The following is a 16335-nucleotide window of genomic DNA, read 5'->3' as shown; positions in this document are numbered from 1 at the left end:
CGGTGACGACCAGCGGTCCGGGCGAGGCCACCATCGGCGACGTCGCCCGCGAGGCCGGGGTGTCGGTGTCCACCGTGTCCTACGCGCTCAGCGGGAAGCGCCCCATCTCCGAGGCCACCCGCCAGCGGATCCAGAGCGCGGTCGACCGGCTGGGCTACCGGCCGCACGCGGGTGCCCGGGCGCTGGCCTCGCGCCGCACCCACGTGCTGGCGCTGGTCGCCCCGCTGCGGGTGGACGTCAACGTCAGCGTGATCCTGCAGTTCGTGGCCGGTGTGGTGACCCGGGCCCGCAGCCACGACCTGGACGTCCTGCTGCTGACCAACGACGACCCCCACAGCCTGGACCGGGTGGCGTCGGGCTCGATGGTCGACGCCGCCATCGTGATGGACGTCGAGCGCGAGGACCCGCGGCTGCCCGAGCTCCGGGCGATGCGCCAGCCCGCGGTGCTGATCGGTCTGCCCGACGACCCCGGCCCGCTGGCCTGCGTCGACCTGGACTTCGTCAGCGTGGGGCGCCAGGCGGTGGCCCACCTCGCCGCCGCCGGTCGTCGTCGGATCGGCCTGATCGGGGCCGCGCCCACCGTGCTGGCCCGCCGGACGTCCTTCGCCGAGCGGCTGATGCGCGGCTACGGCGAGGCGGTGGCCCGGTTGGACGCCCCGGCGCTCGCCGTGGCGGCCCAGGGCAGCCGCGGCGGGGGCATCTCGGCGGTCACCGAGCTGCTGGAGCGCGAGCCGGCGCTGGACGCGCTGGTGGTGCACAACGAGCTGGCGGTGCCCGGGGTGGTGGAGGCGCTGCGCCGGGCCGGCCGCGAGGACGTCGCCCTGGTGCTGGTCTGCCCGGCCGACCTGGTCGGTTCGGTCCCGGTCGACTGCGACTGGATCGAGGTCCCGGGCGCCCGGATCGGGGAGATCGCCGTGGACATGGTGACCGCCCAACTGGCCGGGGCCACGGGCCCGGAGGTGCGGCTGCTCGAACCGACCGTCCGGGCCCACCGGCTCAACCCTTGATGGCACCGAAGATGACTCCCTTGGTGAAGTGCCGCTGGACGAAGGGGTAGACCATCAGGATGGGCACCACCGCCAGCACCACGACGGCCATCTTGATCGGCAGCCCGGCCACCGCCCCACTGACCGCACCGCTGGTGTCACCACCGCCGGGGAGAGCCACCCCCTGCAGCACGTAGGAGCGCAGCACCAGCTGCAGCGGCCACTTGGCGTTGTCGTTGATGTACAGCACGGCGTTGAAGAAGGCGTTGAAGTAGCCGACGCCGTAGAAGAGCGCCACCACCGCCAGCACCGCGCCGGACAGCGGGATGACCACCTGGAGCAGGATCCGCCACTCGCTGGCCCCGTCGATCCTGGCCGCGTCGAGGATCGCGCCCTCGATGCCCATGAAGAAGTTGCGCAGGATGAGGATGTTGAACGCCGACACCGCCCCGGGGAGGATCAGCGCCCAGTAGCTGTCGATCAGCCCCAGCCCGCTGACCAGCAGGTAGGTGGGGATCAGCCCGGCACCGAAGAACATGGTGACCAGGAAGACGAACAGCAGCGGGGTGTGCAGCAGCGAACCCGGTCGGGACAGCCCGTAGGCCGCCATCACCGAGACCACCATGGACAGGGCGGTGCCGACCGCGGTGATGCCGACGCTGACCACGGCCGCCCGGGTGACCACGCCGCCGCCGAGGATCTGGCGGTAGGCCTCCACGGTGAGCTCACCGGGGACCACCACCAGACCACCGGTGCGCAGCGTCTCCGCCTGGGTGGAGAAGCTGGTCAGCACCACGGTGTAGAGCGGGAAGGCCACGGCCAGCACCACCAGGACCAGCACCAGCCCCTTGAGGCCGAGGCCGAGCGGGCTGGGCGGCTCCTCCCAGACGGGTCGCTGGCTGTTGCGCCGGCGACGGCGTGGTGACCCCGGCCCGACGCCGGCGGTCTTCGCGGTGGCGGTGACCGCCGCGGGGGCGGTCTGCTCTCCGGTGGACGTGGTCATCGTTGGTACACCCCTGACTCCCCGAGGACGTGGGCCAGCTTGTTGGCTCCCAGGACCAGGGCCAGGCTGACCACGCCCTTGGCCAGGCCTGCTGCGGCGGCGAAGCTCCAGTCGCCGTAGACGACGCCCTGGTAGTAGACGAAGGTGTCGACGACCTCCGAGACGTCGGCGCCCACCGCCTCGCGCTGCAGGATCAGCTGCTCGAAGCCGACGGTGAGCGAGTCACCCAGGCGCAGGATCAGCAGCAGGATGACCACCGGCTTCAGCGCGGGCAGGGTGATGTGCCACATCCGCCGCCAGCGACCGGCACCGTCGGAGGCCGCGGCCTCGTGCAGCGCCGGGTCGACGGTGCTCAGCGCGGCCAGGAAGATGATGATCCCCCAGCCGGCGTCCTTCCAGACCGACTGCAGGGTGATCAGCACCAGGAAGGTGTCGGGGTTGGTCATCAGGTCGAAGCCGGAGTACCCGTTGGCCCGCAGCGTCTGCGACACCAGGCCGGCCCCGCCGAGGATCTGCTGGAAGATCGTCACCACCAGCACCCAGCTGAAGAAGTGCGGCAGGTACACCACCGACTGCACGAACACCCGCACCTTGGGCGAGATGACGCTGTTGAGCAGCAGCGCCAGCACGATCGGCACCGGGAAGAAGAACACCAGCTGGAACACGGTGATCGTCAGGGTGTTCACCACCGAGTTGATGAAGGCGGCGTTGGTGAAGATCCGGGCGAAGTTCTGCAGGCCGACGAAGGGGCTGGCCAGGAACCCGCTGTAGGGCGAGTACTGCTGGAAGGCCGCGATGTTGCCCAGCATCGGCACGTAGGCGAACACCGCCAGCAGCACCACCGCGGGCAGCGTCATCAGCACCAGCGGCCGGTCGCGGCGCCAGCGGGTGGCCAGCGTGCGACGACGCACCTGCGGTGGCGGGGCGGGGGCGCGCGCGTCGCGCCGCCGCTCCTCCCGCTCCTCCGCCTCGGCGCGCGCCACCCGCGCCGAGGCCTGGTCGAGGGTGCTCACTGCTGGTCCAGCAGGTCCTGGTGGAAGGCCCGCAGCTCCTCGCCGCCCGACGAGCGCCAGGTCTCGATGGCCTCGTCCAGGTCGGCCAGCGTCTTGCGGCCCCGCGGGATGTCGGCCTCGAGGTCGGTGAACGGCTGGTCGATCGAGGCGTACTGGGCCGGCGGGGTGATCTGCATCCCGTAGAACGGCGGCTCCTGCAGGTGCTCGGAGACCTCGGCCATCCAGCCGGTCATGGCCTCGACGTAGCCCGGGTACTGCACCTTCGACTCCACCACCGGCGGGTCGGCCAGGAAGATGTAGGTCGGCTGCAGCTCCTTGGCCGCGAGGTCGGTCAGCTCCGGCGTGCCCTTGCTGCCGCGCTCCCAGTGCACACCCTCGACGCCGTAGTTGACGGTCTGGTACTCCAGCGTGCCGAACGGTGCGGCGAGGACGTCGGCGGCGGCCAGGATCTGCTCGATCATCGCCGTGTCGTCGGTCTTCTTGATGAAGGAGAACATGCCCGCGCCGGGCGACTTCCAGTAGACGATCTCCCCGCCGTCGGCGGGGAAGGGCGGGAACGGGGTCTGGGAGTAGGTCGGGTTGTTCGCCAGGTTGTCCCGCAGCGCCTCGTGCCAGCCGCCCACGCCGTCGGGCATGATCAGCGAGCGCCCGGCCTGGAAGCGCTGCTTGGCCTCACCGGTCTGCCCGGCCACCGCGTCGGGGTGGACGGCACCGGAGGCGAAGACACGGGTGGTCCAGTCCAGCGCGGCCCGGTACTCCTCGGTCTCCACCCGGTTCACCAGCGTGCCGTCGACCATCGCCCACTTCGGCGGCACGCCGAAGATCTGGGCGGCGGCGTTCCACATGTCCTCCGCGCCCCAGCGGTTGGCAGAGGGGTCGGTGACCTCCTGGGCCAGCTCCAGCAGGTCCTCGGCGGAGCTGATCGAGACGGTGATGCCCAGCTCGTCCATCAGGTCGTCGCGGTAGAAGATCGCGTCGCGGACGATGGAGTCGGGGTAGGGCAGGCCGTAGAGCTTGCCGTTGAAGACGCACATCTTCCACGAGTCGGTGGGGATGTTGGCCAGGTGCGGGTACTTCGTCACCTTGTCACCGGACAGGAAGGGCGTCAGGTCGGCGAAGACGTTGCCGACGATCTCGGAGCCGAAGCGCGGCGGGAAGTTCCACCCCGGGACCGAGACCCAGTCCGGGACGTCGCGGGGCGAGGCCAGCACGGTGGCCAGCTTGTCGCCGTAGACGTTGCCGTCGGTGATCTGGAACTCGACCTTCGAGCCGATCAGCTCGTTCACGGCCTCGTAGTACTGGTTGCCGTCGGCCGAGGGGATGGTGCCCCACAGCGGCGTCATGGCCTTGATGGTGCGTCCGTCCCCGGGCGGGGTCGGCACGGCCCGGACGACCTCGGTGGGCCAGCTGGTGTAGCCGGGGATCGACCCGTTGACCGAGGGGATGTCGGGCGTGGCGTACTCGACGGGGACGAAGCGCGGCAGCACGGCGTCGTCGACCACCGGGGCCTGCTGCGGGACGACCTCACCGGTGGCGCAGCCGCTGAGCAGCGGGGTGGCGGCCAGGGCCGAGGCGCCGATGCCGACGGCGCCGAGGAAACGGCGGCGGGTCAGCTCGGGACGGGCCTGGGTGAAGGGCGATGACTGGGTCACGATCACTCCTTTGTGACGACGGTGCGCCTCGGGACCCCTTGTCGTCGAAGCGCTTCGATGATGGACTGTAACTGCTCGCCCCACCGCCCACAGGACCCCTGCTCGACGAGGAGCCACCGTGACCGAACCGAGACCGTCCGCCCGGGTGAGGGCCCTGCTGGAGGCGCTCAGCACGTCGGAGAAGGTGTCCCTGCTGCACCAGCGGACCCCGGTCGTGGAGCACGTCGGGCTGGCCGCCTCCCACACCGGCAACGAGGCCCTGCACGGCGTGGCGTGGCTCGGTCGGGCCACCGTCTTCTGCCAGGCCGTGGGGCTGGGCGCCACCTGGGACCCCGACCTGCTGCGGCGGGTCGGCGAGGCGGTGGGCACCGAGGCGCGGGCGATGCACAACCTCGACCCGGGCGTCGGGCTCAACGTCTGGGCGCCGGTGGTCAACCCCCTGCGCCACCCCGCCTGGGGACGCAACGAGGAGGGCTACAGCGAGGACCCGCACCTCACCGCCGAGCTGGCGACCGCCTACGCCGGCGGGCTGCGAGGGGACCACCCGCGCTGGTGGCGGGTGACCCCGACGCTGAAGCACCTCTGCGCCTACAACGTCGAGGACCACCGCGACGTGGTGTCGGTGCAGGTACCGCCGCGGGTGCTGCACGAGTACGAGCTGCCCGCCTTCCTGGGCCCGCTGTCGGCCGGGGTGGTGGGGGCGGTGATGCCCTCCTACAACCTGGTCAACGGACGGGCGGCGCACCTGTCGGCGGACCTGCTCGACGCCGTCCGCGAGGCCAGCCCGCACTCGCTGGCGGTGGTGTCGGACGCCTACGCCCCCGGGAACGTCTTCCGGGTGCAGCGGCCCGGGCTGGACCCGGTCGAGGCCTTCGCCCTGGTGGTCCGGGCGGGGGTGGACTCCGTCACCGAGGACGACGACCGCCCGGCCACCACGCTGGAGCGGCTGGGGCAGGCGCTGGAGCGCGGGCTGCTCAGCGAGGAGGACGTCGACCGCGCGGCCGCCCGGGTGCTGTCGCTGCGCGAGCTCACCGGGGAGCTGGACGGGGAGGACCCGTGGGCCTCGCTGGGCGCCGAGCACGTGGCCTCGGCCGAGCACGCGGCCCTGGCCCGGGAGGCCGCCACCGCCGCGGTGGTGGTGCTGACCAACCCCGGCGGCGCGCTCCCGCTGCCCGCGGGACGCCGGCTGGCGGTGGTGGGCCCGCTGGCCGACGAGGTGCTGACCGACTGGTACAGCGGCAGCCTCCCCTACCGGGTCAGCCTGGCCGACGCGGTCCGCGAGCGCGATGCCGACGCCCCGGCCAGCGTCCCGGGCGACGACCTGGTGGTGCTGCGGGTGGCCGACGGGGCCGGAGCCGGTGGTGCGGCCGCGCCCGGTGGTGCGGCTGCGGCGCCGCGCTGGCTGGGCCTCGACGCCCGGGCGACGCTGCGGACGTCCGGGCTGGCCGGGGCGGCGGAGTGGCGCTGGCGGGACTGGGGCGACGGCGTGCTGACGCTGCGGACGTCCACCGGGCTGCTGGGCTCCCCCGACGGACGGGCCCTGGTGGCCGACGCGGAGCGGGTCGGCGGCTGGGAGGTGCAGCAGAGCTTCCGGGTCGAGCGGCACCCCGACGGCACCGCGTCGCTGCTGCACCTGGGTACCGGCCGCTGGGTGCACCTGCGTCCCGACGGCGTGGCGGAGGTCGGTGCGCGGACGGCGCGCCACTCGGCCCGGTTCGAGGTGTCGGTGGTCCGCTCCGGGCTGGCCGAGGCGGTCGAGGTGGCCGGACGCGCTGAGACCGTGCTGGTGGCGGTGGGCAACGACCCGCACCTCAACGGCCGGGAGACCGCGGACCGGCCGGACCTCCGGCTGCCACCCACCCAGGTGGCGCTGGTCCGCGCGCTGGTCCGGGCCGGGCGCCAGGTGGTGCTCGTGGTCGTGTCCAGCTACCCCTACGTGCTGGACGACGACCTGGCCGCGCTGCCGGTGGTGTGGAGCAGCCACGGCGGCCAGGAGCTCGGGCACGCCGTGCTGGACGTCCTCACCGGCGACGCCGAGCCGCGGGGCCGCCTCCCCCAGCCCTGGCCGCGGCACGAGGCCGACGTCGGGGACCGCTTCGACTACGACCTGCTGGGCAGGCAGACCACCTGGTGGTCCCCGGTGGAGCCGCGGTTCGCGCTGGGCCACGGCCTGCACTACGCGACCACCGCCTGGCACGGCGCCCGGGCCTCGGTCGGCGACGGCGTCGTCACGGTGCAGGTGGAGGTGTCCGGTGGCGGGCGGACGGCGCCGGAGGTGGTGCAGGTCTACGGCCGGGCGCTGGGGGCCGAGGACGCACCGCGGCGGCTGCTGGCCCACCGCCGCGTCGACGTGGCTCCCGGGGAGACCGTCCGGGTGGAGCTCGAGGTGCCGCTGGAGCGGCTGTCGCTGTGGGACGTCACCGCGGACGGCTGGTGGCGCCCGGCGCGGCACCGGCTGGAGGTGGCGGCCTCGGCCTCCGACGTCCGGGCGGAGCTGGAGGTGGACGTCCCGGTCGTCGAGCGCGGCTGGCACCGGCCGCGGGTCCGGCCGGTGCGCGCGGAGTGCTTCGACAGCTGGTCCGGGCTGGAGATCGTGGCCACCGGGGACCTCCGCGGGCACGCCCTGCAGGCACGTGACCACCGTTCCGGGACGGCCCGCTACGGCCGGCTCCGGACCGAGGGCGCCGGTCAGGTGGTGCTGCGGCTGCGGCCGGCCGAGGGCGCCGACGCGTGCGCGGGACAGGTGGTGGCCCGGCTGCGCGGCTCGCGGGGCGAGGTCGTCGAGGCGACCACGGACGGGATCCCGCGCGAGCTCGTCCTCGAGGCCCCCGACGCCGGCCCCCACGACCTCGAGGTCACCCTCACTGGCCCTGCCCAGCTCCTGGAGGTGACCGCCCGCTGACCCCCTTCCCCCTCCCCCGGCCGTAGGTGGCGACTCGCCCCGAGACGTCGCCTCAACCCCCAGGGACCCGACCTCTCGGGGCCACTCGCCCCAGCAGCGGAGCCACTCGGCACCTGCCCCGAGGGCGGGTGGCGACGTCGGCGGGGCGTCGAAGGCTCACGCGTCGCGCGGCGACTCGCCCCGAGATGTCGCCACATCCACCACTGACCCGACCCCTCCCGGCGACTCGCCCATCAGCCGCTCGAGAGCCGGCGGGTCAGGACCAGCACCCTGTGGCGACTCGCCCCGAGATGTCGCCACCCGCACCACGGACCCGACCTCTCCCGGCGATTCGCCCCATCAGCCGCTCGAGAGCCGGCGGGTCAGGACGAGCACCCTGCGGCGACTCGCCCCGAGATGTCGTCTCGACCAGCAGACGGGTCCCAACGTCTTGGGGCCACTCGCCCGCCGGTCGACGGCTGAGGCGACGGACCGGCGCATGCGACGTCTGATGCCGCGAGCTGACGTGTGAGCCGTCACGGACGCCAGGTCCCGCAGCCACTGGCGCGACAGGGACAGCGACGGCAGGGACGAGCGGTGGGCGGCGAAGCGACCGGTGGGCGGCAAGGGGCGACCGGTGGGCGGCGGGGGTCCCACTCGCGGACGCGAGACCAACCCGGACCGGTGGTGGCACCGGAGCGCCTGCCGCATCGACGGCCGGGCACTCCCTGCGGGACTAGCATGTCGAGGTGCCTCCCGGTCGACCCTCCCTACGACTGGTGGAGGCCGACGACCCGGGTCTTCCCACGGCGGTCGCCCGTGCGCTGGACGGGGGCGCCCCGCTGTCCGTGCTGCCCACCGACCCGGTGGCCGCCGCTCGGACCAGGACGGCGCTCCGACCGTCCGAGCCGGTGGTCGAGGAGGACGCCGCCCTGCTGCTCCCCACCTCCGGCTCGACCGGCGAGCCCAAGGTGGTGGTGCTCTCCGCCGCAGCCGTCCGGGCCTCGGTGGCTGCGACGTCCGCCCGCACCGGCGCCCCGGGCAGCTGGGCGCTGGCCCTCCCCGTCTCCGGCGTCGCCGGTCTGATGGTGGTGGCCCGCGCCGCGCTCACCGGGGCGACCCTCCACCGTGTCCCCGCCGACCTCGCCGACCCGGCCCTGACCCCGGTCGGTGACGGCCCGCACCACCTCTCCGTCGTGCCCACCCAGCTCCACCGGGTCCGCGACGACCCGGCCGCGCTGGAGCGTCTCGCCCGCTACGACACCGTCCTGGTGGGCGGCGCCGCGACCGACGGCACCCTGCTCGCCGCGCTCCGTCAGCACGGGGTGCCGCTGGTCACCACCTACGGGATGAGCGAGACCTGCGGCGGCTGCGTCTACGACGGCCGGCCCCTGGACGGGGTCGCGGTGACCTGCGACCCGGCCGACCAGCGGATCCGGATCACCACCCCGACCGCCTTCAGCGGCTACCGCGGACGTCCCGACCTCACCGCCGAGGTGCTGGTCGGGCCGGGAACCGTGCTCACCGCCGACCGCGGCCGGCTGGCGGACGGACGGCTGCAGGTCCTGGGGCGCCTGGACGACGTGGTGGTCTCCGGCGGCAGCAACGTCGACCTCGCCCTGGTGGAGGGGGTGCTGCGAGAGCTCCTGGGCACCGACCAGGTGGCGGTCACGTCGGCGCCCGACCCCGAGTGGGGCGCCCGCGTCGTGGCCGTGCTCGCCGCCCCGGCCCCGGACGTCGACCTGGAGCACCTGCGCGGGCTGCTGCGTCCCCGCACCGACCCCGCCGCACTGCCGAAGCAGCTGCTGCGCGTCCCCGTGCTGCCGCTGCTGCCCGGCGGCAAGACCGACCGGGTGGCCCTGCGCGCCACCGCCAGCCACCCCGACCACGTCCTCCCGGAGGTCCGATGAGCACCACCACCCCGACCCCCGGCCTGTCCGCCTGGGTGGCCGGCGCCCGTCCGCGCACGCTGCCGGCGGCGCTGTCGCCGGTGCTCGCGGGCACCGGCACGGCCGTCTTCGCCGGCGGGCAGCGCTGGGCCCTGGCCCTGCTCGCCCTGGTGGTCAGCCTGGCCCTGCAGGTCGGGGTGAACTACGCCAACGACTACTCCGACGGCATCCGCGGGACCGACGCGGACCGGGTCGGTCCGCTGCGGCTGGTGGGGTCCGGGACGGCCAGCCCGGCGGCGGTGAAGCGGGCCGCGTTCGTCTGCTTCGCCGTCGCTGCCCTGGCCGGTCTGGCCCTGGTCGTGCTGTCGGGGCACTGGTGGCTGCTGCTGGTCGGCGCCGCCTCGATCGCCGCCGCCTGGTTCTACACCGGCGGTCGCCACCCCTACGGCTACCACGGTCTGGGTGAGGTCTTCGTCTTCGTCTTCTTCGGTCTGGTCGCGGTCTGCGGGACCACCTACGTGCAGACGGGGCAGGTGGACGTCCCCACGGTGGCCGCCGCGGTCTCGGTCGGGGCGCTGGCCTGCGCCATCCTGGTGGCCAACAACCTGCGTGACCTGGTCGGTGACCGGGAGGTCGGGAAGCGGACGCTGGCCACCCGGCTGGGCGACCGCGGCACCCGGGTCGGCTACCTGGTGCTGGTGCTGGTGGCGGTGGCCGGGGTGGTCGTGGTGGCGGCGACCAGCACCTGGTGGGCGCTGCTGGGCCTGGTCCTGCTGGTCCCGCTGGTGCCGGCGCTGCGGACCGTCCTGGGCGGCGCGGGTGGGCGGGGTCTGCTGCCCGTGCTGCAGCAGACCGGCGTGGCCGAGCTGGTCGGCGCCGCCGGGCTGCTGGCAGGTCTGGCGATCGGCTGAGAACCGCTGGGTGCGGTGACTACACTTCGCCCATGGTCCGCTACCTGCCGATCTTCATCGCCCTGGCGCTGATGGTCTACTGCATCGTGGACGTCGCCCAGACCCAGGGCGACGTCGTGCGGCGCGCGCCCCGTTGGCTGTGGCTGACCGTCATCGTGGTCGTCCCCATCGTCGGGCCCATCTGCTGGCTGGTGCTCGGCCGGCCCACCCGCAACAGCGGCGGCTCCGGTGGCACGACCCCTCCCCGCTACCCCGACGACGACCCCGACTTCCTGCGCCGGCTCTGAGCCGATGCTCCAGTCGCTGGGCATCAGTCCCCAGGCGGAGTCGCTGTACTCCCTGCTCGCCCCCGTACCCAGCGCCCGTCCCGACGACCTGACCGCCGGGTCCGGGCTGCGGCCGGAGCACGTGGCGGCCGGGCTGGCCGAGCTGGGCGGGCTGGGACTGGTCAGCCTCCTCCCCGACGGCGCCTACCGCGCGCTGCCCCTGGGCATGGTGGTCACCGCCCTGCGCCAGGCCAGGCAGCACGAGCTGGACGCCGCCGTCCTCGCGGCGGAGAGCTTCGAGCGCCAGATCACCGCCGCGCGGCTGTCCGCCGACGAGAACGGCATCGTCAGCCTGGTGGGCCGGGAGGCCATGCAGGCCGCCTCGGCCGACCTCTGCGACCGCGCCGAGCACGAGGTCTGCATCCTGGACCAGCCGCCCTACGCCACCGACGTCTCCCCGCACGAGGACGCCGCGGAGATGGAGCAGGAGTCGCCGGAGTTCCGGGCGCTGCGCCGCGGGGTCCGGATGCGCACCGTCTACCACCCGGGCTTCGACGAGCGCCGGCTCGCGGTGATGAACGAGTTCGCGGCCCAGGGCGAGGAGGCGCGGATCGGCCGGGTGCCGCTCAAGATGCTCCTGATCGACGGCACCTACGCGATGATCCCGACGATGAGCTCCTACGTCGAGGACGGCCCGGTGCGTGCCTCGGTGCTCAACAACCAGGCGCTGGTCGAGGCCCTGCAGTGGCTGTTCGAGCGGGCCTGGGAGGCGGCGCTGCCCGCCTTCAGCGACTCCGCCGACCACGGCGGCCGGGACCGCACCGAGCACCTGATCCAGCTGCTGATGAGCGGCAGCACCGACTCCGCCATCGCCGGCCAGCTCGGCGTCAGCGAGCGCTCCGTGCGCCGGTGGGTCTCGGAGCTGATGGACCAGCACCGCGTCCGGACCCGGCTCCAGCTCGGCGCCGCCCTGGTCCGGGCCGGAACCCTCGCCCCCTGATCCGCTGTATCTCGTCCCCGTCACACCCGGCGTGTCGCGGCGGGTCGGGGTCTACGGAGCGGACGGCGTACACGAACTCAGGGCGACGTCCGGTTCCCGGCGGTACGGCCGTCCTGGAGAGGGGCCCGGGGGCCGCACCTGGACGACCGCTCCGGGGACCCGTCCGACGGACCGCCTTCAGCGCACCGAGGATCCACGGCCCTGCACGCGTGTCGGTCATCGGCTCCCCACCCGCCGACACGCCGCGACACCCCGGCCGTGACCGCGACGACATACAGCCGTCCAGGGGCGTGGGGGGCGGGACGTCGGTCGAGGGAGGTGACCGGGACGTCAGCGCTGGCGGACGGCCGGGTCAGGACGCACGAGCGCCCCGGTCCGAGGGGGAACCGGGGCGCTCGCAGGGGGGGGGCGGGTCAGCTCACCGGAAGGGCGGCGGCCAGGGTGGCGTCCTCGGCACCCGGGATGTCGGTGATGCCGGCCTCGCGGCGCAGCTCGGCGACCATCTCGTTGGCCTCCTTCACCGACTTCGACTCCATCTTGAAGCCGCGCAGCCGGCCCTTCTGGTTGATGCTGCCACCGACGTTGTAGGTGTAGATCTCCCCGGGCAGCGGGACGCCGACGCAGCCGTTCCACTTCTGCTTCGGCAGCCGGCCGTCGATCAGCCAGGTCAGGGCCGGGTCGTCGACGCACTCGGTGCCGTAGGGGAAGAGACCGTGGCTGCCCTCGTTGTCGACCACGACGGCCTTGGACTTCTTGAACTTCTTGATCGACGCCTCGGCCCCCTCGTAGGCGGTGGCCGCGTCGAACTCCGACTGCAGGAAGAGCACGCCCGGCAGGTCCTTGTTCTTGACCTCGGGGAAGCCCTTCTCCTGGGCCGGCCAGAAGGCGCAGACCGGGATGGAGTTGAGCATGCCGGTCAGCGGCGCCTTCTGGAAGCCCTCGGTGAGCTTGGCCTCCCAGGTCTCGATGTCGGTGGTCCACTGCCCGTCCTGGCACCGGATCGCCTCGAACGCACCCAGGTCGGTGGTCAGCTGCGGCGCGTCGGCGATCTGCCCGTCGCTGATCTGCCCGTCGCTGATCTGCCCGTCGCTGATCTGCCCGTCGCTGATCTGCCCGTCGCTGATCTGGCCCTCGAGCTGCTCGGCGATCTGGCCGTCGATCTGGCCGTTCACCGCCAGGGCGTTCTGGGCGTAGACCTCCAGGGCCTGGTCGAGCTTGGCGGCCACCGACTTCTTGGACTCGGCGGGGATGTCCAGACCGTCGACGTGCTCCTTGATCTGACCGAGGTACTCCGTCATCGCGGCCTGGGCCTCGTCGCTGTAGGGCAGGCGGAAGTCCTCGCGGACCCCGCCGGCGTTGACCTCGGCCAGCGCGGAGAGGACCGCCGCGGCCTCGGGGTACAGCTCGGTGGAGTACATGGCCTGGATCACGGTGTTGACGCCGATGATCAGGTTGATGAAGTTGTCGAAGCCGCCGGCCTCCTCGAAGGCCCGCCGGGCCTCGATCGCGGTGTCGCCCATGCCGTAGACGTCGTCGTGGCGGGCGATGTAGGGCATCAGCATGTCCTGCATCTGGCGGTCGCGGGTGGCCGGCTGCAGGTCCCAGGTGCGCTCCAGCGTCCCGGTGGACATGTCGGTGGCGGAGTCGAGGATGAAGCGGTCGGTCTTGGACGGGAAGGTGGCCGCGTAGCTGCCGCCCAGCCAGGTCCCGTAGGAGTAGCCGACGTAGTTCATCTTCTTCTCGCCGAGCAGGTGCCGGATGAAGTCCATGTCCAGCGTGGTCTGCCGGGTGGTGATGAACGGGGTCAGCGGGTTGTCCAGGCAGCCCTCGGCGTAGTTGCGGGCGAACTCGACCTGCGTCTCGGCGTTGGCGTCGTAGGTGCAGACCAGCTCGGTGCTCTCCCCCACGCCGCGCGGGTCGAAGCCGACGGTGTCGTAGACCTGGTGGACGTCCGGCGAGCGCTGGGCCATCGACGCGCTCCACGGCAGACCCGAACCGCCCGGGCCGCCGGGGTTGATCAGCATGATGCCGCGCCGCTTCGCCGGGTCCGCCGCGGGCACCTTGGAGATCTCGACCTCGATCGTGTTGCCGTCCTTGGCGTGGTACCAGTCGCGCGGCACCGTGATGGTGGCGCACTGCAGACCCGGGGTGGCCAGCAGCCGCGAGCGGGTCGGCTCGGCGACGTCGGCGAACTCGCACGCCTCCCAGGCCAGCTGCTGGGTGCGGAGCTGCTTGCTGACCAGGTCCTGCACGATCGGCTCGGAGTGGGTCGGCGTCTTCGCCTGGGCGGGGACGGCGAGGCCGGTGACGCACAGCGCGCCCACCACCCCGGCCGCAGCCGCGATCCTGCCGGTGCGGCGGATCGAGGACGGCACAGAAACCATGGACATGGTCCTTTCTCAGGTCTTCGGCTCGTGATCACGAGCGGCCCGCCCCTGGGGGTGGGAGGGGCGGACCGCTTCATTTGCAGGGAGTGCAATCCCCTGCCTGTGAAGAACCTAAGCAACCGTCCCCGTCCCCAGCCAGAGCGGTCCGTGTCCGAAACCGGCTGTGGCCGGAACAGGACACGCTCCTCACCGCACGAGCTCGGGTCAGCGCGGGACCCGACCGGGCGCGCGAGCCGCCAGGTGGTGGCCCGTGCCGAACGCCAGCACCAGCAGGCCCACCACGGTCACCACGGCCGAGACGGTCCTGGCCAGACCCCACAGCAGCACCGCCGAGTCCGGTCCGACGGGCATGCCGTAGCCGATGACCACCGTCCCCACCGTCGGTGAGAGCAGGAAGCCCGCCACCCCGAGGACGGTCAGGACGCCGCCGACGGCCTGGGTCAGCCGGCCTGGGCGTTGCAGCAGGGTCACGGCGGTGATCCTGCTGGTCAGCCGTGTCATCCCGCCCGGGACCTCGGTCCTCCGGCAGCCGCGCCCCGTGTGCACAACCGGACGCTCAGCAGACATCGCTGACTGATGTGGGAGAGCCGTCTGCTCAGCGACCGGCTCTGCAGGCGGACCCGGCGGGACGAAGGCCCCCGGGACGCAGGACGGCCCCCGGCGTGGTCGCCGGGGGCCGTCACTGGTGGTGCGTAGGTCAGCTGCTGGTGCTGCCGTTCCCGTCGCTGACCGGTCCGCTGACGGCGGCGGCCCGGCCACCGCGGTCGCCCTCCTCGCTGAAGCGCTCGACCAGCTTGGTCAGGTCGATGCCGGTGCTGTTCTTGACCAGCTCCATGGCCTGGACGATGTTGCTGGTGACCTGCTTGGGCAGCTCGCCCGCGCCGTCGGTGCTGATCACGGTGAGCTTGTCGATGGCAGCCATCGGGGCGGCCACCTCGCGGGCCACCTGGGGCAGCACCTCGATCAGCATCTGCAGCACGGCCGCGTCGTTGTACCGGGCGAAGGCGGCGGCGCGCTGGTTCATCGCCTCGGCCTCGGCCTGGCCCTTGGCCAGGATGGCGGCGGCCTCCGCCTCACCCTCGGCGCGGGTCGCCTCGGCCTCGGCCACACGACGGGCCTTCTCGGCCTCACCGCGCTTGGCACCCTCGATCGCCTCGGCCTCGGCCAGCGCCGAACGCCGCGACTTGTCACCCTCACCGGTCAGACGGGCCTTCTCGGCGTCGGCCTCGGCGGCGGCGATGGAGGCCTGGCGCTGGGCGTCGGCCTGGAAGATCGCGGACTGACGACGACCCTGGGCCTCGGTCTCGACCCGGTACCGCTCGGCGTCGGCGGGCTTGCGGACCTCGGTGTCGAGCTGGCGCTCCTTCAGCGCCGCCTGACGGACGGCCACCTTCTCCTGCTCGGCGAGGATGGCCTGGTCCCGGTCGGCCTGGGCCAGCGGTCCAGCGGCAGCGGCCTGGGCGCCTGCGGCGTCGGTCTCGGCCCGGATCTCGGCCTGCTTCAGGTTCAGCGCCCGCTCCGAGATCGCGATCTCCTGCTCGGCGGCGAGGCGGGCCTGCTGGGCGGCCTGGGTGGCGTTGGCCTCGGCGATGGCCGCGACCTGACCGACGCGGGCCGACTCCGGGCGTCCCAGGTCGGAGAGGTAGGAGCCGTCGTCGGTGATGTCCTGGATCTGGAAGGTGTCGAGCACCAGGCCCTGGCCGGTCAGCGAGGACTCCGCCTCGTCGGCCACCCGCTGGGCGAAGGCGGCGCGGTCACGGATGATCTGCTCCACCGACAGCGAGCCCACGATGGAGCGGAGCGAGCCGGCCAGCGTCTCCTGGGTGAAGGTCTCGATCTCCTCCTGCTGGGAGAGGAAGCGCTGGGCACCGGCGCGGATTGAGTCCTCGTTGCCACCGACCTTGACGATGGCGACGCCGTCGAGGTTGAGCTTCACGCCCTGTCCGGAGACCGCACCCCGGATCTGGATCATGATCCGGCGGCTGGACAGGTCGAGGACGTGGCGGCGCTGCACGAAGGGCAGCACGAACACGCCACCACCCATCACGACCTTCTGGCCGGAGAGGTCGGTGGAGACGATGCCCGTCTCGGGGTTCTTCACCTCCTTGCCCTTGCGGCCGGTGACGATGAAGGCCTCGTTCGGGCCGGCGACCTTGTAGCGGGTGGTGATCAGCAGACCGATCAGCACCACCAGGACGATGAGACCGATGATGGCCAGGAGCGGGGTGCCCAGGAGTTCGATCATGGTTTCCTTCTGTGCGGACGCTCCCGGTCGTCAGGACGAACGGCAGCAGGAGGGTGTCGCAAGGAAGTCTCTCATCCGCGGGGGTCGGTTCCCACCGCCGTC

General features: G+C 72.9%; 12 protein-coding genes. 6 read left to right on the top strand and 6 right to left on the bottom strand.

Annotated features, from left to right (window positions below; translation table 11 throughout):
- The first annotated feature begins 2 nt into the window (after positions 1-2).
- Positions 3-1007, top strand: coding sequence for a LacI family DNA-binding transcriptional regulator (locus BLT52_RS07355; RefSeq protein ID WP_090592007.1), 1005 nt, complete (start codon positions 3-5; stop codon positions 1005-1007).
- Here BLT52_RS07355 and BLT52_RS07350 read toward each other — a convergent pair.
- Genes BLT52_RS07350 through BLT52_RS07340 form a run of 3 tightly spaced genes read right to left on the bottom strand, consistent with a single transcriptional unit; the run spans position 997 to position 4654 of the window.
- Positions 997-1989 carry a carbohydrate ABC transporter permease gene (locus BLT52_RS07350; RefSeq protein WP_090592005.1) on the bottom strand — a complete coding sequence of 331 codons (993 nt, stop codon included), beginning with the start codon at positions 1987-1989 and terminating at the stop codon, positions 997-999. The two genes, BLT52_RS07355 and BLT52_RS07350, sit on opposite strands and share 11 nt — an antisense overlap.
- A complete protein-coding gene (locus BLT52_RS07345) occupies positions 1986-3002 on the bottom strand; it encodes an ABC transporter permease (protein WP_231946545.1) in 1017 nt (338 codons plus the stop codon). The genes BLT52_RS07350 and BLT52_RS07345 overlap by 4 nt, the downstream gene beginning before the upstream one ends.
- A complete protein-coding gene (locus BLT52_RS07340) occupies positions 2999-4654 on the bottom strand; it encodes an extracellular solute-binding protein (RefSeq protein ID WP_197679243.1) in 1656 nt (551 codons plus the stop codon). The genes BLT52_RS07345 and BLT52_RS07340 overlap by 4 nt, the downstream gene beginning before the upstream one ends.
- A 118-nt stretch (positions 4655-4772) precedes the next feature.
- On the opposite strand from BLT52_RS07340, the gene BLT52_RS07335 reads away from it, so the two are divergent.
- The 5 genes from BLT52_RS07335 (at position 4773) to BLT52_RS07315 (ending at position 11601) form a co-directional block, all read left to right on the top strand.
- A complete protein-coding gene (locus BLT52_RS07335) occupies positions 4773-7556 on the top strand; it encodes a beta-glucosidase family protein (protein WP_090592003.1) in 2784 nt (927 codons plus the stop codon).
- Positions 7557-8284: 728 nt separating this feature from the next.
- Entirely contained in the window at positions 8285-9445 is a 1161-nt protein-coding gene (locus BLT52_RS07330; RefSeq protein WP_090592001.1) for an AMP-binding protein, read from the top strand.
- The gene (locus BLT52_RS07325) at positions 9442-10335 is read left to right on the top strand and encodes a 1,4-dihydroxy-2-naphthoate polyprenyltransferase (RefSeq protein ID WP_090592000.1); all 894 of its coding nucleotides are present in this window, start codon (positions 9442-9444) and stop codon (positions 10333-10335) included. Before BLT52_RS07330 ends, BLT52_RS07325 begins: the two co-directional genes overlap by 4 nt.
- Before the next feature lie 32 nt (positions 10336-10367).
- A complete protein-coding gene (locus BLT52_RS07320) occupies positions 10368-10622 on the top strand; it encodes a PLDc N-terminal domain-containing protein (RefSeq protein ID WP_090591997.1) in 255 nt (84 codons plus the stop codon).
- 4 nt (positions 10623-10626) lie between these two features.
- Entirely contained in the window at positions 10627-11601 is a 975-nt protein-coding gene (locus BLT52_RS07315) for a helix-turn-helix domain-containing protein (protein ID WP_090591996.1), read from the top strand.
- Between the two features lie 413 nt (positions 11602-12014).
- Here BLT52_RS07315 and BLT52_RS07310 read toward each other — a convergent pair whose 3' ends face one another.
- The 3 genes from BLT52_RS07310 to BLT52_RS07300 form a co-directional block, all read right to left on the bottom strand.
- Positions 12015-13985: an alpha/beta hydrolase gene (locus BLT52_RS07310; protein ID WP_172804006.1), complete on the bottom strand. Its 1971-nt coding sequence runs from the start codon at positions 13983-13985 to the stop codon at positions 12015-12017.
- A 207-nt stretch (positions 13986-14192) separates the two neighbouring features.
- Positions 14193-14459 carry a hypothetical protein gene (locus tag BLT52_RS07305; RefSeq protein WP_157677026.1) on the bottom strand — a complete coding sequence of 89 codons (267 nt, stop codon included), beginning with the start codon at positions 14457-14459 and terminating at the stop codon, positions 14193-14195.
- A gap of 226 nt (positions 14460-14685) precedes the next feature.
- Entirely contained in the window at positions 14686-16233 is a 1548-nt protein-coding gene (locus BLT52_RS07300; protein ID WP_090591989.1) for a flotillin family protein, read from the bottom strand.
- Positions 16234-16335 lie beyond the last annotated feature (102 nt).

The organism is Auraticoccus monumenti (assembly GCF_900101785.1).
Lineage (GTDB): Bacteria > Actinomycetota > Actinomycetes > Propionibacteriales > Propionibacteriaceae > Auraticoccus > Auraticoccus monumenti.
This window is presented reverse-complemented; position numbering and strand designations above follow the sequence as displayed.

Excerpts from the sequence above, each read along its gene's own strand:
- BLT52_RS07350 (WP_090592005.1), bottom strand. The coding sequence starts at position 1,989 with ATGACCACGTCCACCGGAGAGCAGACCGCCCCCGCGGCGGTCACCGCC.
- BLT52_RS07325 (WP_090592000.1), top strand. The coding sequence starts at position 9,442 with ATGAGCACCACCACCCCGACCCCCGGCCTGTCCGCCTGGGTGGCCGGC.
- BLT52_RS07320 (WP_090591997.1), top strand. The coding sequence starts at position 10,368 with ATGGTCCGCTACCTGCCGATCTTCATCGCCCTGGCGCTGATGGTCTAC.
- BLT52_RS07315 (WP_090591996.1), top strand. The coding sequence starts at position 10,627 with ATGCTCCAGTCGCTGGGCATCAGTCCCCAGGCGGAGTCGCTGTACTCC.
- BLT52_RS07310 (WP_172804006.1), bottom strand. The coding sequence starts at position 13,985 with ATGGTTTCTGTGCCGTCCTCGATCCGCCGCACCGGCAGGATCGCGGCT.
- BLT52_RS07300 (WP_090591989.1), bottom strand. The coding sequence starts at position 16,233 with ATGATCGAACTCCTGGGCACCCCGCTCCTGGCCATCATCGGTCTCATC.